Source organism: Telluria sp. AC161 (genome assembly GCF_979258535.1).
On the sequence record NZ_OZ409861.1, the window covers coordinates 4329724 to 4354368 of the forward strand.

The 24645-nt window shown below is 62.9% G+C and carries 21 protein-coding genes; 1 reads left to right on the top strand and 20 read right to left on the bottom strand.

Annotation, left to right across the window (positions count from 1 at the left end):
- Nucleotides 1-17 precede the first annotated feature (17 nt).
- From hisC to ACZ0AJ_RS19340, 19 genes are all read right to left on the bottom strand, one after another.
- On the bottom strand, nucleotides 18-1118 hold the full coding sequence (hisC, locus tag ACZ0AJ_RS19250) for a histidinol-phosphate transaminase (protein WP_499456017.1): 1101 nt from the start codon (nucleotides 1116-1118) through the stop codon (nucleotides 18-20).
- Nucleotides 1115-1945, bottom strand: coding sequence for a DNA-methyltransferase (locus ACZ0AJ_RS19255; RefSeq protein WP_499456018.1), 831 nt, complete (start codon nucleotides 1943-1945; stop codon nucleotides 1115-1117). The genes hisC and ACZ0AJ_RS19255 overlap by 4 nt, the downstream gene beginning before the upstream one ends.
- Nucleotides 1942-3291 (bottom strand): histidinol dehydrogenase, encoded by a 1350-nt coding sequence (gene hisD, locus ACZ0AJ_RS19260; protein WP_499456020.1) that lies wholly within the window; start codon nucleotides 3289-3291, stop codon nucleotides 1942-1944. Before hisD ends, ACZ0AJ_RS19255 begins: the two co-directional genes overlap by 4 nt.
- Nucleotides 3292-3298: 7 nt before the next feature.
- Complete coding sequence (hisG, locus tag ACZ0AJ_RS19265; protein WP_183555113.1) at nucleotides 3299-3973, bottom strand: ATP phosphoribosyltransferase; 675 nt, start codon at nucleotides 3971-3973, stop codon at nucleotides 3299-3301.
- Between the two features lie 15 nt (nucleotides 3974-3988).
- Nucleotides 3989-5239 (bottom strand): UDP-N-acetylglucosamine 1-carboxyvinyltransferase, encoded by a 1251-nt coding sequence (murA, locus tag ACZ0AJ_RS19270; protein WP_499456022.1) that lies wholly within the window; start codon nucleotides 5237-5239, stop codon nucleotides 3989-3991.
- Between the two features lie 2 nt (nucleotides 5240-5241).
- On the bottom strand, nucleotides 5242-5478 hold the full coding sequence (locus ACZ0AJ_RS19275) for a BolA family protein (protein WP_183555109.1): 237 nt from the start codon (nucleotides 5476-5478) through the stop codon (nucleotides 5242-5244).
- A 17-nt stretch (nucleotides 5479-5495) separates the two neighbouring features.
- On the bottom strand, nucleotides 5496-6263 hold the full coding sequence (locus ACZ0AJ_RS19280) for an ABC transporter permease (RefSeq protein ID WP_183555107.1): 768 nt from the start codon (nucleotides 6261-6263) through the stop codon (nucleotides 5496-5498).
- On the bottom strand, nucleotides 6260-7177 hold the full coding sequence (locus ACZ0AJ_RS19285) for an ABC transporter ATP-binding protein (protein WP_499456024.1): 918 nt from the start codon (nucleotides 7175-7177) through the stop codon (nucleotides 6260-6262). Before ACZ0AJ_RS19285 ends, ACZ0AJ_RS19280 begins: the two co-directional genes overlap by 4 nt.
- 198 nt (nucleotides 7178-7375) lie before the next feature.
- Nucleotides 7376-7633, bottom strand: coding sequence for an STAS domain-containing protein (locus ACZ0AJ_RS19290; RefSeq protein ID WP_499456026.1), 258 nt, complete (start codon nucleotides 7631-7633; stop codon nucleotides 7376-7378).
- Between the two features lie 10 nt (nucleotides 7634-7643).
- Entirely contained in the window at nucleotides 7644-8300 is a 657-nt protein-coding gene (locus ACZ0AJ_RS19295) for an MlaC/ttg2D family ABC transporter substrate-binding protein (RefSeq protein WP_499456027.1), read from the bottom strand.
- 15 nt (nucleotides 8301-8315) lie between these two features.
- Nucleotides 8316-9062 carry an MlaA family lipoprotein gene (locus ACZ0AJ_RS19300; protein WP_258836821.1) on the bottom strand — a complete coding sequence of 249 codons (747 nt, stop codon included), beginning with the start codon at nucleotides 9060-9062 and terminating at the stop codon, nucleotides 8316-8318.
- The gene (mlaD, locus tag ACZ0AJ_RS19305) at nucleotides 9059-9532 is read right to left on the bottom strand and encodes an outer membrane lipid asymmetry maintenance protein MlaD (RefSeq protein WP_183555097.1); all 474 of its coding nucleotides are present in this window, start codon (nucleotides 9530-9532) and stop codon (nucleotides 9059-9061) included. The genes ACZ0AJ_RS19300 and mlaD overlap by 4 nt, the downstream gene beginning before the upstream one ends.
- A 24-nt stretch (nucleotides 9533-9556) precedes the next feature.
- A complete protein-coding gene (mlaE, locus tag ACZ0AJ_RS19310; protein WP_183555096.1) occupies nucleotides 9557-10339 on the bottom strand; it encodes a lipid asymmetry maintenance ABC transporter permease subunit MlaE in 783 nt (260 codons plus the stop codon).
- Nucleotides 10336-11139: an ABC transporter ATP-binding protein gene (locus ACZ0AJ_RS19315; protein WP_183555094.1), complete on the bottom strand. Its 804-nt coding sequence runs from the start codon at nucleotides 11137-11139 to the stop codon at nucleotides 10336-10338. The genes mlaE and ACZ0AJ_RS19315 overlap by 4 nt, the downstream gene beginning before the upstream one ends.
- Before the next feature lie 415 nt (nucleotides 11140-11554).
- The gene (locus ACZ0AJ_RS19320) at nucleotides 11555-13018 is read right to left on the bottom strand and encodes a glutamate synthase subunit beta (protein ID WP_499456029.1); all 1464 of its coding nucleotides are present in this window, start codon (nucleotides 13016-13018) and stop codon (nucleotides 11555-11557) included.
- Between the two features lie 32 nt (nucleotides 13019-13050).
- A complete protein-coding gene (locus ACZ0AJ_RS19325) occupies nucleotides 13051-17766 on the bottom strand; it encodes a glutamate synthase-related protein (RefSeq protein ID WP_499456030.1) in 4716 nt (1571 codons plus the stop codon).
- Between the two features lie 251 nt (nucleotides 17767-18017).
- Nucleotides 18018-18728 (bottom strand): transposase, encoded by a 711-nt coding sequence (locus tag ACZ0AJ_RS19330; protein WP_499456031.1) that lies wholly within the window; start codon nucleotides 18726-18728, stop codon nucleotides 18018-18020.
- A 275-nt stretch (nucleotides 18729-19003) separates the two neighbouring features.
- Nucleotides 19004-19684 (bottom strand): response regulator transcription factor, encoded by a 681-nt coding sequence (locus ACZ0AJ_RS19335; RefSeq protein ID WP_183555085.1) that lies wholly within the window; start codon nucleotides 19682-19684, stop codon nucleotides 19004-19006.
- A gap of 123 nt (nucleotides 19685-19807) precedes the next feature.
- On the bottom strand, nucleotides 19808-20905 hold the full coding sequence (locus ACZ0AJ_RS19340) for a PAS domain-containing sensor histidine kinase (protein ID WP_499456032.1): 1098 nt from the start codon (nucleotides 20903-20905) through the stop codon (nucleotides 19808-19810).
- Between the two features lie 205 nt (nucleotides 20906-21110).
- Between ACZ0AJ_RS19340 and ACZ0AJ_RS19345 the strand changes: the two genes are divergently transcribed.
- Nucleotides 21111-21359 carry a DUF3297 family protein gene (locus tag ACZ0AJ_RS19345; protein WP_183555080.1) on the top strand — a complete coding sequence of 83 codons (249 nt, stop codon included), beginning with the start codon at nucleotides 21111-21113 and terminating at the stop codon, nucleotides 21357-21359.
- A 100-nt stretch (nucleotides 21360-21459) separates the two neighbouring features.
- On the opposite strand, the gene ACZ0AJ_RS19350 is transcribed toward ACZ0AJ_RS19345, so the two are convergent.
- Nucleotides 21460-24573 (bottom strand): DEAD/DEAH box helicase, encoded by a 3114-nt coding sequence (locus ACZ0AJ_RS19350; protein WP_183555079.1) that lies wholly within the window; start codon nucleotides 24571-24573, stop codon nucleotides 21460-21462.
- Between the last annotated feature and the right edge of the window lie 72 nt (nucleotides 24574-24645).

A 24645-nucleotide genomic window follows, 5' to 3' on the forward strand; every position in this document is an offset into this window, starting at 1 on the left:
GTAACTACGGGACGCTACTACAGGGAAGCCTTCAGGGCGGTCAGGAACTGGTCGTTTTCTTGCGGCGTGCTGACCGTGACGCGGATGCAGTTGGCCAGCAATGTGTGCATTTTACTCAAATTTTTGATCAGGACCTTCTCGCCGTGGAGAAGCTTGCAGGCGCGCTCGGCATCGGGCACGCGCAGCGCGATGAAATTGGCGGCCGACGGGAACACTTCCACGCCCGGCAGGCCAGCCAGTTCCGTGGCCAGGCGGGTGCGCTCGACGTTCAGCAGCTCGGCTTGGCGATCCAGCACATCCAGATGCTCGAGGGCGAATTCGGCCGCCACCTGGGTCAGGATATTCACGTTGTACGGTGGGCGCACCTTTTCGAATTCGGCCAGCAGCGGCGCGGCCGCCGTCATGTACCCGAGGCGGATGCCGGCCAGGCCGAGCTTCGACAGCGTGCGCATCACGATCAGGTTCGGGTGCTGCGGCAGGCGGTCCATGAAGCTGACCTTGGCGAACGGCTGGTAGGCTTCGTCGACGACGACCACGCCATGCTCACCCAGCGCCGTGATGATCGCTTCCATGTCGGCCGCGTCGTACAGGTTGCCGGTCGGGTTATTCGGGTACGCGAGAAAGACCAGCGACGGCTTGTGCTCGTCGATGGCGGCCAGCATCGCCGGCAGGTCCAGCGAAAAGTCGGGCTTGATCGGCACGCCGACAAAATCGGCGCCGGCAAACTGCGCCGAACGCGAAAACATCACGAACGCCGGCACCGGCGCCATCACCACGGCGCGCTTGGAACCGTCGCGCTCCTGGCGCGCGATGGTGGTTGCCAGGATCGTGATCAGCTCATCCGAGCCGTTGCCGAGCAGGACATCGTAGCCGGCCGGGATGCCCAGCTTGGCGCAGATGGCGTCCTTCAGCGTGCGGTACGACGGCACCGGATAACGGTTCAGGGCCGCGTCGGCCAGGCGCGCGCCGAGCTGCGTGCGCAGCGCGTCCGGCAGCTGGTACGGGTTTTCCATCGCGTCGAGCTTGACGTAGCCAACCGAGTCCGGCACGTGGTATCCCCCCACGGCGCGCACGTCGGCGCGAATGGTGTTCTCGATCAGTTTGGCGATGTCGGTCATGAAGTTTCTTCCGTGGAGAGTGTGGCCATGGCGGCCTTGGCCGCCTTGCGTTTTTTTGCCCCGGTCAGCGGCACCTCGGGCGCCGCGAGGCGCTCGTGGATGATGGCGCAATACGCGGGATTGAGTTCGAAGCCGGTGTACTGGCGGCCCAGTCGCTTGGCGGCGATGGCCGTCGTGCCGCTGCCCATGAACGGGTCGAGCACGATCCCGCCCGGCGGGCACGAGGCCTTGACCATGCGCTCGATGATCTCGAGGGGCTTTTGCGTCGGGTGGTCGGCGCGCTCCGGATGCTCGCGGTGCAGGCGCGACACGCTCCAGACGTCCTTCGGGTTGTAGCCCACTTCGAGCCACTTGGCGCCGATGAAGATCGAGCGCGAGCGGGCCTTCTTGGTCGCGGCGTCATACGGGATGCGCACGGCGTCCAGGTCGAAGTAGTAATCCTTGCGGTTGGCGAAAAAGCCGATCGTGTCGTGCACCGACGAGAAGCTGCGCACGCTGCCGCCCATCGACGGCACGCGGCGGTCCCAGATGATCTCGTTCATCATCGTCATGCGTTTTTTCAGCATCACGAAGATCTCGGGCGTGAAGCGCCACGTCAGAAAAATGTACAGGCTGCCGTTGGGCTTGAGCTTGGGCACTGCCGCGTCGATCCACTGCTCGGTCCAGGCCAGGTAGGCCTCGACGCTTTGCTGGTCCGAGGCGTTGCCATAGTCCTTGCCCAGGTTGTACGGCGGGTCAGTCAGGATCAGGTCGATGGACCCGTCCGGGATGCGCGCCAAGCCAAGCAGCGCATCCTCGCAGAATACCTGGTTGACCCAGTCTTTCATGATGCCTGGGGTGCAGTTGGCAAAGGAACGGGATCCAGTCGTAGTTCCGCGCTGCGCGCGTGCGCCTGCAGACCTTCGCCGTACGCCAGCGTGGCCGCGACCTTGCCCAGCGTTTGCGCGCCCGCTTCGCTGACCTGGATGATCGACGAGCGTTTCTGGAAATCGTACACGCCCAGCGGCGACGAGAAGCGCGCCGTGCGCGACGTTGGCAGCACGTGGTTCGGACCGCAGCAATAGTCGCCCAATGACTCGGACGAGTAACGGCCCAGGAACATCGCGCCGGCGTGGCGGATCTTATCGGCCCACTGTTGTGGATCTTCAGCCGAGATTTCGAGGTGTTCGGCCGCGATGCTGCTGGCGATCTCGCACGCCTCGTCCATGCTGCGCACCTTGATCAACGCGCCACGATCGCCCAGCGACGTCGTGATGGTGGCCGCGCGCGGCATCGTCGGCAGCAGCTTCTGGATGCTCGCTTCGACTTGGGCGATGTAGTCGGCGTCGGGGCACAGCAGGATGGCCTGCGCCAGTTCGTCGTGCTCGGCCTGCGAAAACAGGTCCATCGCGATCCAGTCCGGATCGGTGGTGCCATCGCACAGCACGAGGATTTCGGACGGGCCCGCGATCATGTCGATGCCGACCGTGCCGAACACGCGGCGCTTGGCGGCGGCGACATACGCGTTGCCGGGGCCGACAATCTTGTCGACGGCCTGGATGGTCTCGGTGCCATACGCCAGCGCGCCAACCGCCTGCGCGCCGCCAATGGTGATCACGCGCGTGACGCCCGCAATGGCCGCCGCAGCCAGCACCATCTGGTTCTTCACGCCGTCCGGGGTCGGCACGACCATGATGATTTCCTTGACGCCGGCCACGTGGGCCGGAATCGCGTTCATCAGGACCGACGACGGATACGCGGCCTTGCCGCCGGGGACATAGATGCCGACCCGGTCCAGGGGCGTCACGCGCTGGCCCAGCACGGTGCCGTCAGGCTCGGTGAAGGTGAAGCCGGTCGACGATTCTTTCTGGCGCTCGTGGTACACGCGCACGCGGTCGGCCGCCACCTGCAGCGCGGCGCGCTGGTCGTCGGGCAGCGCAGCCAGCGCGGCTTCCAGCTCGGCCTGGCCAATGTCGAACTGCGCCATCGAGGTCGCGCCGCCGTTCGGGATGCGGTCGAATTTGTTCGTGTACTCGAGCACGGCGGCGTCGCCCCGCGCTTTTACATCGCGCAGGATGCCGGCCACGGCCAGTTCGATGGCGTCGTCGGTTTCGGCTTCAAACGCGAGCAGCGCGCTCAGCGTGGTGGCGAAGTCGGGTGCGGTCGAATCGAGCTTGCGGATCTGTACTGCCATTTTGCGTCTAGCCTTTTGCTTTGGAGGCGCGTTCGAACGCGTCCAGGATCGGTTGCAGGCGCTCGCGCTTGAGCTTGAGCGCAGCCTGGTTGACCACCAGGCGCGAGGAGATGTCCATGATCTTTTCGACTTCGACCAGGTTGTTGGCGCGCAGCGTGCCGCCGGTCGAGACCACGTCGACGATGGCGTCGGACAGGCCTACCAGCGGCGCCAGTTCCATCGAGCCATACAGCTTGATCAGGTCGACGTGCACACCCTTGCGGGCAAAGTGCTCGCGCGCCGTGTTGACGAACTTGGTCGCCACGCGCAGGCGCGCGCCCTGGCGCACGGCGCTTTCGTAGTCGAAGCCCGCGTTGACCGCGACCGACATGCGGCATTCGGCGATGCGCAGGTCGATCGGCTGGTACAGCCCTTCGCCGCCATGCTCGAGCAGCACGTCCTTGCCGGCCACGCCGAAATCGGCGGCGCCGTACTGGACGTAGGTCGGCACGTCGGAGGCGCGCACGATCAGCACGCGCACGCCCGGGTCATTGGTCGGCAGGATCAGCTTGCGCGAGGTTTCCGGGTTTTCCAGCACCTCGATCCCGGCGGCCGACAACAGCGGCAGGGTGTCTTCGAAGATGCGGCCCTTGGACAGCGCCAGGATCAGCTGGGTCTCGTCCGTATTGCTGGTAAAAGTCATGGTGATTCGATGTGATTACTTGATGCGGACGATGTCGGCGCCCACCGCCGACAGCTTCACTTCCATGCGGTCGTAGCCGCGATCGAGGTGGTAGATGCGATCGATCAGCGTCGTGCCTTCGGCGGCCATGCCGGCAATGACGAGCGAGGCCGACGCGCGCAGGTCGGTCGCCATGACCGGTGCGCCAATCAGGCGTGTGACGCCATCGATGAACGCGGTATTGCCGTCGGTCGTGATCTGCGCGCCCAGGCGGTTCATCTCTTGCACGTGCATGAAGCGGTTTTCAAAAATCGTCTCGGTCACGCGCGAGGCGCCGCCAGCGATCGTGTTGACGGCCATGAACTGCGCCTGCATGTCGGTCGGGAAGCCCGGATACTCGGTCGTGCGGAACGACACCGGCTGCGGGCGACCGTCCATCTTCGCGCGGATGGTGTCCGCGCCGACGGTCAGTTGCAGGCCGATTTCGCGCAGTTTATCAAGCGCCACGTCGAAGATGTCGGTGCGGGTATTGGTCAGCTGGATGTCGCCGCCGGTGGCCGCGACGGCGCACAGGAAGGTCGCTGCTTCGATGCGGTCCGAAATCACCGCATGGCTGGCGCCGTGCAGTTCCGGCACGCCCTGGATCACCAGGCGGTCGGTGCCGATGCCGTCGATCTTGGCGCCCATGGCCACCAGCAGATTGGCCAGGTCGGTCACTTCCGGCTCGCGCGCGGCGTTTTCGAGCACCGTCTCGCCGTCGGCCAGCGTTGCAGCCATGAGCAGGTTCTCGGTGCCGGTCACGGTGATCATGTCGGTGCGGATGCGCGCGCCCTTGAGCTTCGTGGCCCTGGCGTGGATGTAGCCGCCTTCGATCGTGATCTCGGCGCCCATCGCGCGCAGGCCCTGGATGTGCTGGTCGACCGGGCGCGAGCCGATGGCGCAGCCACCGGGCAGCGACACCTTGGCTTCGCCGAAGCGCGCCAGCAGAGGACCCAGCACCAGGATCGAGGCGCGCATGGTTTTCACCAGTTCGTACGGCGCGACCAGATTGTTGATCGCGCTGCCGTTCATGGTGACGTGTTCGTCGTCCAGATCGATTTTCAGGCCAGTGGTTTCCAGAAGCTTGAGCATCGTGCGCACGTCATGCAGGCGCGGCACGTTGCACAGGTGCAGGTCACCTGCGGTGAGCAGGCCCGCGCACAGGATGGGCAGCGCCGCATTCTTGGCGCCGGAAATCGCGATGTCACCTTGCAGGCGTTTGCCGCCAACGATCTGGAGCTTGTCCATGATTAGCCTTTGAATTCTTCAGGGGTCAGGGTTTTCATCGACAGCGCGTGGATTTCCTCGCGCATGCGGTCGCCCAGCGCGGCGTACACGATCTGGTGGCGCTGGATCGAGCGCTTGCCGACGAACGCCGGCGAGACGATCACCGCCTCGAAGTGCTGGCCGTCGCCATTGACGGTCAGGTGGGTGCATTCAAGGCCGGCGCTGAGATAGCCGTGTATCAGTTCGGGTGTGGTGGCCACGATAACTCCAAAAATTTTTAGTGGCGCAGCTTGTAGCCGCGCTTGAGCAGGTTGATCGCCATGGCCGTCAGCACCGCGAAGAACACGGACACGATGGCCAGGCTGGTCCACGGCGACACGTCGGACTGGCCGAAGAACCCGTAACGGAACCCGTCAATCATATAAAAGAACGGGTTGAAATGCGAGACGGCCAGCCAGAATGGCGGCAGTTTTTGTACCGAATAGAACACCCCGGCCAGGAACGTGGCCGGCATGATCAGGAAGTTCTGGAACGCGGCCAGCTGGTCGAATTTTTCGGCCCAGATGCCGGCGATGACGCCCATCGTGCCGAGAATGGCGGCGCCCAGGATCGCGAATACGACGATCCACACGGGCGCGACAAAGGTCAGGTGCGCAAACCAGGCGGTAATGGCAAACACGCCGGCGCCGACGGCGATCCCGCGCAGCACCGCCGCGCCGACATACGCCGCCAGGATCTCGGCGTGCGACAGGGGCGCCAGCAGGATGAAGACCAGGTTGCCGCTGATCTTGGACTGGATCAGCGACGACGACGAATTGGCAAATGCATTTTGCAGGACGCTCATCATCACGAGGCCGGGAATCAGGAACGACGTGTAGGCCACGCCCTCGAGCATTTCGACCCGGCCGTCGAGCACATGGCCGAAGATGACGAGGTACAGCATGGCGGTAACGACCGGCGCGGCGACGGTTTGCGTGGCCACCTTCCAGAAGCGCAGCGACTCTTTGTAGAACAGGGTACGGAACCCGATGGAGAACAGATTCATTGCTTACCCTCTTCCATGATCTGGATGAAGATGTCTTCCAGGTCGGCCTGCTGCAGCTGCATCTCGTCGATGACGGCGCCGGCTTCGCGCAGGCGCGCCAGGATCGGTTCGACATCGGCGTAGTCGTTCACGCGCAGCGTGTATTTGTTGTTGCCGTTATTGGGTTCGTCGTGCGACACGAGCGGACGCAGTTCAGCCGGCAGCGTGCCGGACTTCAGATGCACGACCAGCTGTGAGCCCGAGACGCGGCGCAGCAGCGTGCTCATCGTGTCGAGCGCCACCACATTGCCCTGCTTGAGCATCGCCACGCGCTGGCACATGGCCTGCGCTTCTTCGAGATAGTGGGTGGTGAGTACCACCGTGTGTCCGCCTTCGCGGTTCAGGCGCGCGATGAACTTCCACAGCGTCTGGCGCAGTTCGACGTCGACACCGGCGGTCGGTTCATCCAGCACGATAACGGGCGGACGGTGCACGAGGGCCTGCGCCACCAGCACGCGCCGCTTCATGCCGCCCGACAGCGCGCGCATGTTCACGTCGGCCTTGTCGGTCAGGTCGAGGTTGTGCATCACTTCGTCGATCCAGCCATCGTTGTTGCGGATGTCGAAGTAGCCCGACTGCAGGCGCAGCGTTTCGCGCACCGTGAAGAACGGATCGAACACCAGCTCCTGCGGCACGACGCCCAGGCGCTTGCGCGCTTCGCGAAAATCGGTCACGACATCGTGGCCATGGATTTTCACGCTGCCGGCGTCGGGCCGGATCAGGCCCGCGATGGTGGAAATGAGGGTGGTCTTGCCGGCGCCATTCGGGCCCAGCAGGCCAAAGAACTCGCCCTCTTCGATGGAAAGGGACACGCCCTTGAGCGCCTTGAAGCCTTTGTAGCTCTTCTCGACACGGTCAATCTGGATTGCAGTCATGCGAAATGGGAGGCGCAACGCGCGATAGTCAAAACAAAACGGAGGCCGGCTGGGGAACGCACCAGGACCGTGCAGGGAAACAGTCCATTATAGGTGAAATCGCCATGTCAAGCGGGCCAGGCGGAGAAACCCGGCGGGACGCCGTTGAGGCAGGATGGGGAAGCGAAGAAAAAAACGGGCAGCCGAAGCTGCCCGTATTCATGCTGGTGCGACCAGCGTGTCGACCCCGTACAGGGCCGCGAGCTTGCGCACGTTGTCCGGCACGTTGATGAACGTGAGCCGGTGCCCGGCGCTCAGTGCGCGGCGCTGCCAGGCCAGCAGCAGGGCCACGCCCGACGAATCGGCCGACTTCACGCCAGCCAGATCGAACACGGTCTCGCCAGCGCTGATCGCTGCCTCACCCTGCGTCAGCGCCAGGCTGGCGCTGTCGAAGGTCATGGCGTCGATCGTCAGCATGGGATTTGCCTCAGCCATTCGTTGCCGGTGCGGCCAGCGGCTTGGACGCCAGTTGCGCATTGCGGTCAGCCAGACGCTTGATCAGGCCATCGACGCCGCTCTTGCTGATCTCGCTGTTGAAGGTGCTCTTGTAGGTCTCGACCAGCCAGGCGCCCAGGATGTTCACGTCATAGATCTTCCAGCCGTTGCCGTTCTTGGCCAGGCGATAGTTCAGCGTGATCGGCTCGCCGCGCGCGACGTTGACCTGCGAGCGCACTTCGACATCGGTATCGGTGGCGGCGGCGCGCATTGGCTTGAACTCGACAGTTTCGTTCTTGATGGTCGACAGCGCACCGGAGTACGTATAGACCAGCAGGTTACGGAACTCGGTGGTCAGGCGCTTTTGCTGGTCTGGCGTGGCGGTGCGCCAGTGGCGGCCAGCGGCTTGCTGCGTCATTTTTTCGGCGTCGACGTACGGCAGGATCTTGGTATTGACCAGACCCATGATCTTGCTGCGGTCGCCCGACTGAATGGCCTTGTCGTTCTTGACGCTGTCGATCACTTCGGCGCTGATGCGCTTGACCAGCACGTCCGGCGCTTCGGCGCTGGCGGCTGGCTGGGCGATCACGCTCGTGGAAAAGGCAGCGGTGACTGCGGCGGCAGCGATCAGGTGCATGAATGGTTTCATCGTATTCCTTTCAACTTACTTCGTTTCGGAAGGTGCTGGCTCGGCGACGTCATCAGCCTGGCGCGGCACATTGCCGTCGTAGACCTGGCTCTGGCGGCGCTGCAGGTAGCCGTCGCGCAGGAACTCGTAGCGGTCCAGTGCGGCGTCTTCCATCAGGCCCGAGGCGTCGAGCAACGTGGCGCGTTTGTCGATGATGCGAACACCGGTACCCACATTGCGCCAGTTGACCGGCGTCTTGTAGGTCCAGATGTCGCCCGCGAAATCGGCTGGCAATGCTGCGGTATCACGTACCGTAGATGGGCCCAGAAGCGGCAAGATCAAGTACGGACCGCTCGGTACGCCCCATTTGCCCAGCGTTTGGCCGAAATCTTCGTTGTGCTTCTGCATGCCGGCTTCGGACGCGATGTCCAGCAGGCCGAAAATACCGAAGGTCGAGTTGACCGCCACACGGCCGAAATCGGTCGCGCCGGCTTCGCCCTTGCCTTGCAGGAAGTTGTTGATCGAGCTCCAGGCATCCGACAGGTTGCCAAAGAAATTGTTCACGCCCGTCTGGGCGAAGCCCGGTACGACCTTTTTATAGGCGGTGGCGGTCGGCTTGAGCACGGTGCGGTCGACAGCATCGTTGAACGAATAGACGGCGCGGTTATAACCTTCGAGCGGATCCTGTGGGTTGTTCGCGGTCGTCGCGCAACCGGTCAGGACCAGGACAGCAGCGGCGGCGGCACAGAGACGCACGTGCGAAAGCGTGTTGGTGTAGTTCATTGACTACCTTCCTTTCCATCAGCAGCCTTGCTGTAGATAAATTGATTGATCAAGTCTTCGAGGACTGTCGCCGACTGGGTGCGGATGATGCGATCGCCCTCGGCCAGATTGTTCGTGTCGCCACCGGCTTCAATGCCAATGTATTGCTCGCCAAGCAGGCCTGCGGTCAGGATTTTCAACGAACTATCTTTTGGAAATTTATAGTCGGTATCCAAATCAAGGCGCACAGATGCCTGGAAACTCTTGTCGTCAAAGGCAATCTCGCCCACGCGGCCGACGACCACACCAGCGCTCTTGACGGGCGCCTGCGGCTTGAGGCCGCCGATATTGTCAAAGCGGCCGCTGACGGAATACGTCTGCCCGAACGACATGGACTTCAAATTGCCGGCCTGGAAAGCCAGGAACAGCAGTGCAGCCAAGCCCAGCAGCACGAAAAGGCCAACCCAGACGTCGATAGTTTTGCGATGCATTTTATTACCCTAAAACCGTGTTAGTTATTTATTGAACATCAGGGCGGTCATGACGAAGTTCAGCCCCCAGACCAGCAGCGATGCGATCACGACAGTACGCGTGGTCGCACGCGAGACGTCTTCCGGCGTCGGCTGGGCCTGGTACCCCTGGAACAGGGCAGTAAAGGTCACGGCGATGCCAAAGATAAAGCTTTTAATCACGCCGTTCAGTACGTCAGCGCGCACATCGACGCCAGATTGCATCTGGGCCCAGAAAGAACCTTCATCCACGCCGATCAATTTCACGCCGACGAGGTAGCCACCCATCACGCCAACGGCCGAAAACACCGTCGCCAGCACCGGCATGGCGATCACGCCTGCCCAGAAACGCGGCGCCAGTACCCGTTGGACCGGATTAATCGCCATCATTTCCATGGCCGACAATTGCTCGCCTGCTTTCATGAGACCGATCTGCGCCGTCAGCGAGGTGCCGGCGCGACCCGCAAACAGCAGCGCCGTGACGACCGGACCCAGTTCGCGCACGAGCGACAGCGCGACGACCTGGCCCAGCATCTGCTCGGCGCCGTACTGGTTCAGCGTGTAATAACCCTGCAGGCCCAGCACCATGCCGACGAACAGGCCGGACACGGCAATGATCACCAGCGAATAGTTACCGATGAAGTGAATCTGCTCGGAAATCAAACCCGGGCGGCGGAACGCGCCGGGTGACACGCGCAGGATGCTGAGGAACGAGCGGATTGCGAAACCGAGACCGGCCAGGCCTTCGCGCACCGAGCAACCGATATAACCGAGGAAGCGGGCGATCATGTGCGCGCTCCCAGGCCCAGGTCGTCGGCCAGCGTCTTGCCGGGATAGTGGAACGGCACCGGACCGTCCGGCTCGGCGTTGACGAACTGGCGCACGTACGGGTCAGTCGACACGCGCAGTTCGGTCGGCGTGCCTTCTGCAACGATCTTGCCAGCGGACATGAAATACACGTAATCGGCAATCGCGAAGCACTCTTGCACATCGTGCGAGACGAGGATCGAGGTCGAGCCGAGGGCGTCGTTCAGGTTGCGGATCAGGTTGGCGGTCACCCCCATCGAGATCGGGTCGAGGCCGGCGAACGGCTCGTCATACATGATCAGTTCGGGGTCGAGCGCCACAGCGCGGGCCACGGCCACACGGCGTGCCATGCCGCCCGAAATCTCGGCCGGCTTGAGGCGGTGCGCATTGCGCAGGCCCACGGCGTTGAGCTTCATGAGCACGAGGTCGCGGATGAGTTCTTCGGGCAGGTCGGTGTGCTCGCGCAGCGGAAACGCCACGTTATCGAACACCGACAGGTCGGTAAACAGTGCGCCAAACTGGAACAGCATGCCCATGCGCCGGCGCAGGCGGTACAGCCCCTGCGTATCGAGGCTGTGCACGACTTCGCCGCCAATGCGGACTTCGCCACGCTGGGGGCGAATCTGGCCACCGATGAGGCGCAACACCGTCGTCTTGCCGCAACCGGACCCGCCCATGACAGCAATGAGCTTGCCACGTGGGAAATCCATGCGCAGATTCGACAGAATGGAACGCTCACCGTAAGCAAAATGCAGATCGCGGATTTCGACTAGGTTCGACACAGCATCATTTGAGGTTAGGGAATCCGGTATTGTAGTGCAGAAAGCTATTTACCCGCTTGAGGGACCCGATTTTACCCCCCGCAGACGACGTGACATTACAACACTAATAACTGTTCAGTCAGCTATTTAACGTTGTAAGCGATTGTTTTCATTGGATTATGCATACATGACAATATTGCGATCCCTTGTTAGGAATCAATATAATTGAAACATATTTACATAAACCGCACGATACAGGCCGCGTGATAGGACGACAGCGTGCCAGGCTATTTTGCATCGCAGCATCCAATTGGGGATAGCTTTGCGAATTAGCAAGTGACAGTTTATAAATAGTTTGTCATGCATTTGTCGCCGGATTGTCTGCAAGCCGGCGAACATGGCGGTCGCATTGCACGACCGCCATTGACCATATGTCTTAGCGTGGCAAGACCGATGCGCCCATCAGGAACTCATCGACTGCCCGCGCGCATTGACGGCCTTCGCGAATCGCCCACACCACCAGCGATTGACCACGACGCATGTCGCCCGCCGTAAATACTTTCGGATTCGATGTCTGGTAGGCCAGGTCGCCCTCGGTGGTGGCGCGCGCATTGCCGCGTGGGTCTTTCTGCACGCCGAACGCATCGAGCACCTGCTGCACCGGCGAGACAAAGCCCATCGCCAGCAGCACCAGGTCGGCTTTCAGTTCGAATTCCGAGTCCGGCACTTCCGTCATCTTGCCGTCCTTCCATTCGACGCGGCAGGCGATCAGCTTCTCTACCTTGCCGCCCTTGCCTTCCAGGCGCTTGGTCGCCACTGCCCAGTCGCGCTCGCAACCTTCTTCGTGCGACGACGAGGTGCGCAGGCGCGTTGGCCAGTACGGCCAGACCAGCGGCTTGTTTTCGTGTTCCGGTGGTTGCGGCAGCAGTTCGAATTGCGTCACCGACGCCGCGCCATGGCGATTCGAGGTGCCGACGCAGTCCGAGCCGGTGTCGCCGCCGCCGATGACGATCACGTGCTTGCCGGTGGCTTTCAGCTGGTCCTTCAGCTTGTCGCCGGCATTGACACGGTTTTGCTGCGGCAGGAAGTCCATCGCGAAGTGCACGCCCTTGAGCTGGCGGCCCGGCACCGGCAGGTCACGTGGCTGCTCGGCGCCGCCGGCCATGATCACGGCGTCGAATTCTTTTTCCAGGTCTTCCGGGAAGATGGTGTCGCGCGCCATATTGCTGACGGCTGCCGGGAAGTCCTTGCCAATCAACACGCCGGTGCGGAACGTGACGCCTTCGGCCTGCATCTGTTCGACGCGGCGGTCGATCAGGTCCTTCTCCATCTTGAAGTCGGGGATCCCGTAACGCAGCAGGCCGCCCAGGCGATCGCTCTTCTCAAATACCGTCACGTCGTGGCCGACGCGCGCCAGTTGCTGGGCCGCGGCCAGGCCGGCAGGCCCGGAACCGACGACGGCGACCTTGCGGCCCGTGCGATGTTCGGGTGGCTGCGGCACCACCCAGCCGTGCTCCCAGCCGGTGTCGATGATCTTGCGCTCGATCGACTTGATGCCCACCGGGTCGTCGTTGATCCCGAGCGTACAGGCCGACTCGCACGGCGCCGGGCAGATGCGGCCGGTGAACTCGGGGAAGTTGTTCGTCGAGTGCAGGTTTTCCAGCGCGTGGCGGTAGTTGCCATGGAAGACCAGGTCGTTCCAGTCCGGGATGATGTTGTTGACCGGGCAGCCCGTGTTACAGAACGGGATGCCGCAATCCATGCAGCGCGCGCCCTGCACCTTCGCCTGCGCGTCGGTCAGCGTGATGACGAATTCCTTGTAGTTCTTCAGACGCGCGACCGGTTCGAGATGATCCTCTTCCTGCCGTTCGAATTCCATGAAGCCGGTAATTTTGCCCACAATATTTTCCTTGGTCGTTGGTCCGCGGCTGCTTACGCGGCCTGATCGATCTTGTCGTTCGCTTCTTCCATGCTCGAGAAGTGCATCTCTTCGAGCGCGCGCTTGTAGTCGGTCGGGAACACCTTGACGAACTTGCTGCGGCTGTTCGCCCAGTCGTCGAGCAGGTTGCGCGCACGCGTGCTGCCGGTGTACTTGAAGTGGCGCTCGATCAGGCGGCGCAGGATCGCTTCGTCCGACTCGCGTTCGCTGGTGCGCGACTGGCTGTGCCAGGCCGCCGGGTCGGTCTGGTCTTTCGACGCCAGCACCCGCTCGAGATTGACCATCGTCGTGTTGCAGCGCGCTTCGAATTCGCCCTTCGGGTCGTACACGAAGGCCACACCGCCCGACATGCCGGCGGCGAAGTTGCGGCCGGTGTCGCCCAGCACCGCCACGGTCCCGCCGGTCATGTATTCGCAACCGTGGTCGCCGCAGCCTTCGACGACGGCCGTGGCGCCCGAGTTGCGTACCGCGAAGCGCTCGCCGGCTACGCCGTTGAAGAAGGCTTCACCCGAGATCGCGCCATACAGCACGGTGTTACCGACGATGATGTTGTCGACCGCCCAGCCACGGAACTCGGTGTTCGGCCGCACGATGATGCGTCCGCCCGACAGGCCCTTGCCAACGTAGTCGTTGCCTTCGCCGACCAGGTCCATCGTGATGCCGCCGGCCAGGAAGGCAGCAGCGGACTGGCCCGCCGTGCCTTGCAGCTGGATGTGGATGGTGTCGTCGGGCAGGCCGGCATGGCCGTAGCGCGTGGCGACTTCGCCCGACAGCATGGCGCCGACGGTGCGGTTCAGGTTCTTGACCGGCGAGATGAACGAGACGCGCTCGCCCTTCTCCAGTGCCGCCTTGGCTTGCGCGATCAGCTTGTGATCGAGCGCCTTGTCCAGGCCATGGTCTTGGCCTTCGGTATGGAACAGCGCGCGCTGGCTCTCGACTTTCGGCTGATAGAAGATGTTCGAGAAGTCCAGGCCCTGCGCCTTCCAGTGGCCGATCGCCTTGGATTTGTCGAGCAGGTCGGCGCGGCCAATCAGTTCGTCATAGGTGCGGATGCCCAGCTGCGCCATGATCTGGCGCGCTTCTTCGGCGACGAAGAAGAAGTAGTTCACCACGTGCTCGGGTTTGCCCTGGAATTTCGCGCGCAGTACCGGGTCTTGCGTGGCCACGCCCACCGGGCAGGTATTGAGGTGGCACTTGCGCATCATGATGCAACCTTCGACCACCAGCGGCGCAGTGGCAAAGCCCACTTCATCGGCGCCCAGCATCGCCGCGATGACGACGTCGCGGCCGGTGCGCATCTGGCCATCTGCTTGCAGACGGATGCGGCTGCGCAGGCCATTCAAGACCAGCGTTTGCTGGGTCTCGGCCAGGCCCAGTTCCCACGGCGTGCCGGCGTGCTTGACCGACGACAGGGGCGACGCGCCCGTGCCGCCATCGTGGCCGGCGACGACGATGTGATCCGCCTTGGCTTTCGAGACGCCGGCTGCGACCGTGCCGATACCCACTTCCGAGACCAGCTTGACCGAGATCGAGGCGCGCGGGTTCACGTTTTTCAGGTCGTGGATCAGCTGGGCCAGGTCTTCGATCGAATAGATGTCATGGTGCGGCGGTGGCGAGATCAGGCCGACACCCGGCACCGAGAAACGCAGGGACGCGATGTACTCGGACACTTTATGGCCCGGCAGCTGGCCGCCTTCGCCCGGCTTGGCGCCCTGCGCCATCTTGATCTGGATCTGATCGGCCGAGTTCAGGTATTCGGCGGTGACGCCAAAGCGGCCCGACGCCACCTGCTTGATTTTTGAACGCAGCGAGTCGCCGTCTTCGAGCGGGATGTCGACCACGACGCGGCCATCGCCCAGGCGCGATGCCAGCGATTCGCCCTTCTTGATTGCGATGCCCTTGAATTCATTCATGTAGCGCGCCGGATCTTCGCCGCCCTCGCCCGTGTTGCTCTTGCCGCCGATGCGGTTCATCGCAATGGCCAGCGTGGCGTGGGCTTCGGTGCTGATCGAGCCAAGGGACATGGCGCCGGTGGCAAAGCGCTTGACGATGTCCTTGGCCGATTCGACTTCTTCGATCGGGATCGCCTTGTCGCGGTCGATCTTGAATTCGAACAGGCCGCGCAGCGTCAGATGGCGGCGCGTCTGATCGTTGATCAGCTGCGCATATTCTTTATAGGTCGAGAAGTTGTTGGCGCGCGTCGCGTGCTGCAGCTTGGCGATCGTGTCCGGCGTCCACAGGTGGTCTTCGCCGCGCACACGGAACGCGTACTCGCCGCCGACGTCCAGCGCATTGGCCAGCACCGGATCGGCGCCGAAGGCCAGCGCGTGCAGGCGCAGCGCTTCTTCAGCCACTTCGAACAGGCCAATGCCTTCGATGTTCGACGAGGTGCCCTTGAAGTACTTGTCGACCAGCGATTTGTTCAGGCCCACGGCCTCGAAGATCTGCGCGCCGCAGTACGACATGTAGGTGGAGATGCCCATTTTGGACATCACCTTCATCAGGCCTTTGCCGACGGCCTTGATGTAGTTGTAGCTGACCGTATCAAGCGACAGTTCCTGCGGCAGGCCATGCGCCAGTTCGGCCAGCGTTTCGAGGGCCAGGTACGGGTGCACGGCTTCGGCGCCGTAGCCGGCCAGCAGCGCGAAGTGGTGCGTCTCGCGCGCCGAGCCGGTTTCGATCACGAGGCCGGCGGAGGCGCGCAGGCCGCGCGCCACCAGGTGCTGGTGCACGCTGGACGTGGCCAGCAGCGCAGGAATCGCGACCAGGTCGGGCGACATGCGGCGATCCGACACGATCAAGATGTTGTGGCCCGACTTGACCGCGTCGACCGCTTCGGCGCACAGCGAGGCCAGCGACGCTTCGATGCCCTCCTTGCCCCAGGTGACCGGGTAGCAGATGTTCAGCTCATAGGCCTTGAACTTGCCGCCGGTGTGCTGGCCGATATTGCGCAGGCGCGCCATATCGTCGAAGTTCAGGATCGGCTGCGCGACTTCGAGGCGCATCGGCGGGTTGACGTTGTTGGTGTCGAGGATGTTCGGCTTGGGGCCGATGAACGAGACCAGCGACATGACCATGCTTTCGCGGATCGGATCGATCGGCGGATTGGTCACCTGCGCGAACAGCTGCTTGAAGTAGTTATACAGCGGCTTGAGTTTGTTGGACGTGACGGCCAGTGGCGAATCGTTGCCCATGGAGCCGGTGGCTTCTTCGCCCAGCACGGCCATCGGCGCCATCAGGAACTTCAGGTCTTCCTGCGTGTAGCCGAACGCCTGCTGGCGGTCGAGCAGCGTCAGCGCCGGCTTTTCGCCCTGCGCATCCTTCGCGCGGCCGGCGGCCAGCTGCGATTCGGTCAGCTTGATTTCACCCAGTTTGATACGCACCGACTTGATCCACGCCTTGTACGGCTTGGCGTTGGCGTAGGTGTCCTTCAGTTCCTTGTCGTCGATGATGCGGCCGGCTTCGAGGTCGATCAGGAACATCTTGCCTGGCTGGAGGCGCCACTTCTTGACGATGCGCGATTCAGGAATCGGCAGCACGCCCGATTCGGACGCCATGACGACCAGGTCGTCCTCGGTGATGACGTAGCGCGCCGGGCGCAGGCCGTTGCGGTCGAGCGTACCGCCAATGTGGCGGCCATCGGTGAAGGCCATCGCCGCCGGGCCGTCCCACGGCTCCATCATCGCGGCGTGGTATTCGTAGAAGGCGCGGCGGTTGTCGTCCATCGACGCGTGATTTTCCCAGGCTTCCGGGATCATCATCATCATTGCCTGGGCGATCGGGTAGCCGGCCATGATCAGCAGTTCGAGCGCGTTATCGAAACAGGCGGTATCCGACTGGCCTTCATAGATCAGCGGGAACAGCTTGTTCAAGTCGTCGCCCAGCACAGCCGACTTGAGGATGCCTTCGCGCGCGCGGGTCCAGTTGAAGTTGCCCTTGACGGTATTGATCTCGCCGTTGTGGGCGATCAGGCGGTACGGGTGGGCCAGCGGCCACTCGGGGAAGGTGTTGGTCGAGAAGCGCTGGTGGACCAGGGCCAGGGCCGAGATGCAGCGCGGATCCTGCAGATCCTTGTAGAACACGCCCACCTGGTCGGCCAGCAGCAGGCCCTTGTAGACGACGGTGCGCGCCGACATCGACGGCACGAAGAATTCCTTGCCGTGCAGGAGTTTGAGGGCCTGAATCGCGTGGCCGGACGATTTGCGGATGACGTAGAGCTTACGTTCGAGTGCATCGGTGACCATGATGTCCGGGCCGCGGCCGATGAAAATCTGGCGAATCACGGGCTCCTTGGCCCGCACGAACGGCGACATCGGCATCGTCGCGTCGACCGGCACATTGCGCCAGCCGAGAACGACCTGGCCTTCGATGCGCACGGCGCGTTCGATCTCCTGCTCGCAGGCAATGCGCGACGCATGCTCTTTCGGCAGGAACACCATGCCGACGCCGTATTCGCCAGGCGGGGGCAACTCGACGCCCTGGCGCGCCATCTCGTCGCGGTAGTACTGGTCCGGAATCTGGATCAGAATCCCCGCCCCGTCGCCCATCAGCGCATCGGCGCCCACGGCGCCCCGGTGGTCGAGGTTCTTCAGAATCAACAGACCCTGTTCGACAATCGAATGACTCTTGTTGCCCTTGATATGGGCGATGAAGCCAACACCGCAAGCATCGTGTTCATTGGCGGGATCATACAAACCTTGGGCAATCATGCGACATTCTCCACATCTTTACGGGATCGAATGCCGAGAATAGTGCAATGCAAAATCCCCCGTCAACCTCAATAATTAGGGTCAGAGTCGAATTGTTTGACAACTTTTTGAGAAACACGATAATTGGGGACAGAGTCCATCCGGTTTGTGGCTGTGCTCTGTAACCGATCCTAAGCGCTTGATTTCAAATGTGTTTCTGCAATAAAAAATGGCACGAATAACCGTGCCGTTGTGTCGGGAATTGCCCTGTTTCAGGCTTGTGCGAACGGTGGAAGGGGCGGATTAAAAGGTCGGCCACGCTTGGCTGGCAAGATCTGGCGTTGAGTTTTTTGCTCCAGCTGACTCTTGAACGAGTCTGACCCCAATGGCTTGTTTCGCAGAATCGAGGTGGTGATGAAATCCACCTCCTCCGATGACAAACCCTGCTGGACCATGTCGATATACGCCGCCTCGCGCTGGAATGGCGTGTTGCCCAGAGCCCAGAACAGGCTGTGGTCACTGACGAGCGTATCCAGACGCGCGCCGGCATGGTGGGCGTAGCTCGACCATGGATACTCGCCGGGGCCGACGGACAGTTGCGCGCGCACGGGATTGAGCTCGATGTAGCGGCTGCAGGTCATGAAATACCGGTCCGAGTCGATCAGCGACGTGCGGAAACGCCCCTCGAACAAGCCACCGCTGCGCTCGTACTTGTGGTTAAACCATGGCACATAGAGTCGGCCAACCTTCTGCATCATCAGTGCCAGGCCGGTGGCGTCGCTCGGCGTTGCCAGCAGGTGAACATGGTTCGGCATCAAGACGTATGAATGGATGGCCACGTCATAAAACCGCGCGCCTTCCTTGAGCCAGACGAGAAATCGCTGGTAGTCCGCCTCTTCCCTGTAAATGATCTGGCGGTTATTGCCGCGCTGGATTACGTGGTGCGGTTGCTCGGGAACGATGAGTCGAGGTTGGCGTGCCATGGCGTCGGATGTGCGTGAGGAAGCCGAATTCTACAATGGAAAATGACTCTGTCCCTAATTAAACGCAAGAGGTCGCGAAATCTGTTTGACTCTGTCCCCAATTATTCGAGAATGAGTCCAGGCGCAATTTGTCGCCCGACTTTTCAGCTCCAATTGCTTAACCTAGCCAATTTCCCAAAAAAATTGGCCAATAATTCGACTCTGACCCTAATTGTCTGAGTGGAAATTGGCCAATAATTCGACTCTGACCCTCATTGTGGGAGGGTAGAGGCGTTTCAGGAGAGGGTGAAGCCGGCGGAGAGGCTGTAGCCTTCGCCGTAGGCGCTGCGCAGGGGGAGGTCCTGGCCGAGGCCGGAGCGGGCTTTCTTGCGCAGGCGGTAGACCAGCATGTCGACGCGGCGGCTGGCGTCGGGGTCGTCGCCACCCATGCCGGCGACGATGACGTGGCGTGGTACCGGGCGTGTGTTGATCGTCAGCAGGTGCAGGAAGTTGCACTCTTTTTCGGTCAGGTCGACGACCTTGCCCATCAGCTCGAGCTGGCGCGCGCTCACGCGCAGCATCCACTTGCTCGGGGCTGGCGCCGGGTCTTGCGGGCGCACCCGGCGGTCAAGTGCCTCGATGTGGGCGGCCAGTTCCGGGAACTTGATCGGCTTGGTCAGGTAATGGTCGGCGCCCAGGCGCAAGCCCAGGATGCGGTGGTCGAACGCCACCCGCCCCGTGAGTACCAGTAACCCGATTTCGGGGTACAGCTGGCGCATGCGCGGGATGACATTGAAGCCATCTTCGTCCGGCAGCCCGAGGTCGAGCACCACGACCGCAGCCGGCGTGCGCGTCAGCGCCGCCCACATTTCACTGGCGGTCCGGGCGATCGTGACGTCGTGGTCCAGCTCCTTCAGGAACTCGGCCATGTCGTCGGCGTATTCGCCATTGTCTTCAACAATCAGTATCTGCGTCATGCCCTTGCCATATTAGTCACCTGCCCGTCGTTGATACCGATGGTAGCGTTATCCACGCCGAAGCGCGGTCCCGATTATCACTGCTGAGGCTACCTGAAGCAAGGAGTTATTCCTCTATAACCTCTATAAGACCAGCGCCGGCATCCAGAGCCGGAACTCGGCGCCGGCGCCCTGCTGCCCTGGCGCCAGGCTCATTACACCGCCATGAACTTCGATGATCGAGCGCGCCATGTACAGCCCCAGACCGCTGCCCGGCAGGCCGGCGGCGTTGCGGCCGCGATACCCTTTGTCGAAAACGCGCGACGCATCGTCCGGCGGCACGCCGGCGCCACCGTCGAGGACCGCGATCTCGACGCCGCCACCGCTGCGCCGCACGCGCACCGTTACATCGGCAGTGGGCGGCGAAAACGCGAGTGCATTGTCGATCATGACTTTCAGTGCCAGCCGCAAGCCTTCCGGTTCGCCGCGCAGGATCGAGGCGACATCGTCGAGCTGCAGTACAGCCGCGCGGCCGGCGCTGCGGATCTGGGCAGCGCCCGTTTCGACTAGTTCCCCGACCGTGATGGTGTTGGGCTGGCGGGTGCGCCCGAGCGTGGCCATGCGATCCGGCGACAGGTATTCGTCGAGCATCCCGATCAGGCGGTCGACTGCCGCGCCGATCTTGCGATAGCGGGCGCGCACCGATTCCTCGGCATGGGTGGACGTGGCTTCCAGCCGCTGGATCGCGCCGTCGATCGTCGCCAGTGGCGTACGGAACTCGTGATTGAGCATGCTGGCAAAGCGTTTGTATTCGCTATCGTGGCCGCGCCGCGCCGACAGGTCGCGCAGCAGGCCAACCAGGGCCGATCCGTCATCGGCCGGCACGATGGCCAGCGCTTCCAGCGCCAGCGGGCGGCGCTCGGCATCGAACAGATCGAATTCGCGCCGGTTGCGCACCCCCGGCTTGCCGGCGGCCATCGCGCGCAACCACACTGCCAGCGGCGCCAGCGGCGAGGCGCTGTCGCCATCGAGCGCGCTTTGCAGCGTCGCAGCGTCATAGCCACTCAGGGCCGCAAATGCCGGGCTCAGATAGCGTACGCTTCCCGCCGGCAGTGCAATGGCAAAGGCCACGTCGTCGCCCAGTTCGGCGATCGTACGCAGTTGCCGGCCGGTGAGCATCTCGGTATCGCCGGCAGGGGCCGGGATGGCAGACGTGGTGGCGGCAATCGGACTGGACTTCATTGGACCTCTTTCTTCACCAACAGTTACGGGCGATGTATCGACCAGCTAGTATATCGCGACCGTCACTTGTCTGTGACATATTGCTTTGCAAAATGCAAAATATGGTTTCAGGAGGGAATGAAAGAAGGCGATCCGGCCTGGAATCCACATGGCAAACGAAACAATTGCGCCATACCGGCAGGGTTTGGGCGATAATTTCATCACTATGAACGATACCGCTACCCGCCCCCCGCTCCCAGACCGGCTCTCGATCGATCCGAGCAGCCCATTTCATAACCGTGACGTCTTCCAGCACGACGTCGGCATCCGCTTCAACGACAAGGACCGTACCGACGTCGAAGAGTATTGCATCAGCGAAGGCTGGATCAAGGTTGCCGCTGGCAAGACCCTCGACCGCAAAGGCCGCCCGATGTTGATCAAGCTGAAAGGCAAAGTCGAAGCGTATTACGCGTAAACCTTTGGTCGATACAACAATGGCGGGCTCGCGAGCCCGCCATTTCTTTATGTATACCAGCGCCAGCTTGCGCTGCGCTGACTAGCCCTCCCCGGATCGACTACTCCGCCAGCGGCGCAAAGATCGCCTGCAGGTCTTCCTGCGTCAGCGCCATCTTCTGCGACTCGCCTTCGGACAGGATCGAGTGCGCCAGCTCCGACTTCTTCTGCTGCAGCAGCTGGATCTTTTCTTCCAGCGTGCCCTTGGCAATCAGCTTGTAGACGAACACCGGCTTGTCCTGCCCGATGCGCCAGGCGCGGTCGGTCGCCTGGTTCTCGGCTGCCGGATTCCACCACGGATCGTAGTGGATCACGGTGTCAGCCGCGGTCAGGTTCAACCCCACGCCGCCCGCTTTCAGGCTGATCAGGAAGATCGGCACCGCGCCCTGCTGGAATGCGGCCACCTGCGCCGAGCGGTCGCGCGTCTCGCCGGTGAGCAGCGCATACGGGATCTTGCGCAGCGCGAGTTCTTCTTCGATCAGTGCCAGCATGCTGGTGAACTGCGAGAACACGAGGATCTTGCGGCCTTCGCCCAGCAGGTCTTCGACCATCTGCATCAGGTCGGTCAGCTTGGCCGACACCGCCGCCGTGTTCTTTTTCGATGGCATCGACTTGACCAGGCGCGGGTCGCAGCACACCTGGCGCAGCTTGAGCAGCGCTTCGAGGATCACGATCTGGCTGCGCGCCACGCCCTTGCGGTCGATCTCGTCGCGCACTTTCTTGTCCATCGCCAGGCGCACCGTTTCGTACAGATCGCGCTGCGGGCCGGAGAGCTCGATGCGGCGCACCATCTCGGTCTTTTGCGGCAGCTCCTTGGCCACGTTGTCCTTCGTGCGGCGCAGCAGGAATGGCCGGATGCGGCGATTGAGCAGCGTGCGGCGCACCGGATCGTCCTGGCGCTCGATCGGATGACGGAACTGGGTGTTGAAGGTTTTCTCGTCGCCCAGCAGACCGGGGATCAGGAAGTGGAACTGCGACCACAGCTCGCCCAGGTGATTCTCGAGCGGCGTACCGGACAGGCACAGGCGGTGGCTGGCGTCGAGCGAGCCGGCCGTCTGCGCTGCCTTGGAACGGGTGTTCTTGATGTAGTGCGATTCGTCCAGGATCACCAGGTGATAGTGGTGCTTGCGCAGTTCTTCTTCGTCGCGCGGCAGCAGCGCGTAGGTCGTCAGCACGATGTCGGCGCCGTCGATCTGGTCGAACGACTCCATGCGCTCCTTGCCCTGCAACAGCAGCACTTTGAGGCTCGGGGCAAAGCGCGCGGCTTCGTCGAACCAGTTGGCCATCAGGCTTGTTGGCGCGATCACCAGCGCGGGACTGGTCAAGCGGCCCGCTTCTTTTTCGACCAGGATGTGCGCCAGCGTCTGCACCGTCTTGCCCAGGCCCATATCGTCGGCCAGGATGCCGCCCAGGTCATACTCGCGCAGGAACTGCATCCACGCCAGGCCATCGAGCTGGTAGTCGCGCAAGGTGGCCTGCAAGCCGGCCGGCGCCTCGACTTTTTTCACGGCGCCGAACTGGCTCAGTTTGCGGCCGGTCTCGCGCAGGCGCTCGCCGCCGGTCCATTGCAGCTCGACGCCGCGCGCCAGCTCTTCGAGCCGCGCCGCGTCGAGCGTCGACAGGCGCAGGCGCGCCTTGATCTTGTCATTGAAATACAGCTCGCCCAGCGTGGCCAGGATGGGCTTGAGGCGGCCCCACGGCAGCGCCACGCGCTCGCCATCAGGGAGCACGGCCAGCATCTGGTCGGACTCGGCGTGCGCGGCCAGCACGCTCGGATCGAATTCGAGCGGCGCGCTGCGAATCAGCTGCACCAGCACCGGCAGCAGCGGCACGCGCTTCTTGGCCACCACGATGCCCAGTTCCAGTTCAAACCAGGCATTGCCTGCTTCCGCCGGTTCGTCGATGTCGGCGTACCAGTCTTCGACCGGCACCACGTCGTAGCGGTACTTGGGCGATTTTTGCAGGTGCCAGCCGGCGTCGGACAGCGCGTCGACCGACTGCTCGGCAAAGCGCAGCCAGTGCGCCTGGCTCTCGAGCTGCAGTGCGCCGGCCATCACGTTCAGTGGCGCCGTGGCCGGCTTGCGGAAACCGATCTCGCCCAGCTTGTCGAGCGCGTCGCTCTCGAGCTTGGGGTCGCGCTCGATGATTTCGGTGAGATCGCCCACCTGGCGCACGACGCGCTGCGACGGGTCGAAGGAGACGCGCTGGCCGTCGTAATCAAACGCCAGCACGGCGAAGTCCTGCCAGCGCGCGGCGCTGCCGTCGGCCAGCTGCACCGCATCGAGCAGCAGGTGCGGGATCGGTTTGACATCATTACGCAGGCGCTGCGTGAGCGGCTGTGGCAGCGGCATCAGCTGCTGCAGGCCGTGCGCAAGCAGCAGTTGCGAGACGCGTTTCTTGTCGGTGCCGGTGAGCGTGGGTGCTTGCGCCACGAGCGCCTGCAGTTCGGCCAGCGAGATGTCGATGCCGCCGCGATTGAGTTCGAGCGGGCCACACGACAGATTGTCGATGTACCACGGCGGGTCGGTCGGCAGCATGTAGTCGATCTGGTCGGCGGCGCTGTGCGCGGCCGCGCCGCCCACGGGTTCGACCGACCAGCCAAGTTTGGCGACGCGGCCTTCGTCGCGCCAGGCCAGGCTGGCCAGGCGGGTCGGGCCACCCTGCAGCGGGTAGACCAGGCCGCCGGCCATGTCGGCCCACGAGTTCGCCCACAGCAGCTTGCCCTGTTCGAGCAGCATCTGCAGCAGGATCGCGCCGACCTTGCCTTTCGGTTCGGTGGCGCTGGTGCCTTGCGCCGACCCGCTGCGCATGGCGATGAAAAAGCGCACCAGGTCGATGTCGTCGCCTTCGAGATACGCGGGCGGCGCCGACAGGAGCGAAAAGACTTCGCTGACGGGACTGGCCGCGGCGACGTCGCCGTTGGGCCGCAGGCGCGCCTTGCACAGGCACAGCGCGACGTGGCGCCCGCCACTGGTGGGTGCCATCACGTAGACGAACTTGTACTGCGCGGCCTTGGGGTCGACCACTTCGTCGGTCAGCTTCGGCTGCGGATGCGCAGCTGCTTCGACCCGCTGCAACCAGCTCACGACCGGCGCCGGCAGGGCCGGTGAACGTGCGGGCGTGCGGGCTGCGGGTGCGTCGCTGGCTTTCTCGCGAAGATAATCGACTGTTGTCATTGGGTCTCGTGGCAGGGTATTAAAAACGGCAATAACGACTATTATCTCGCATACGAACACTTCCGATTTGTT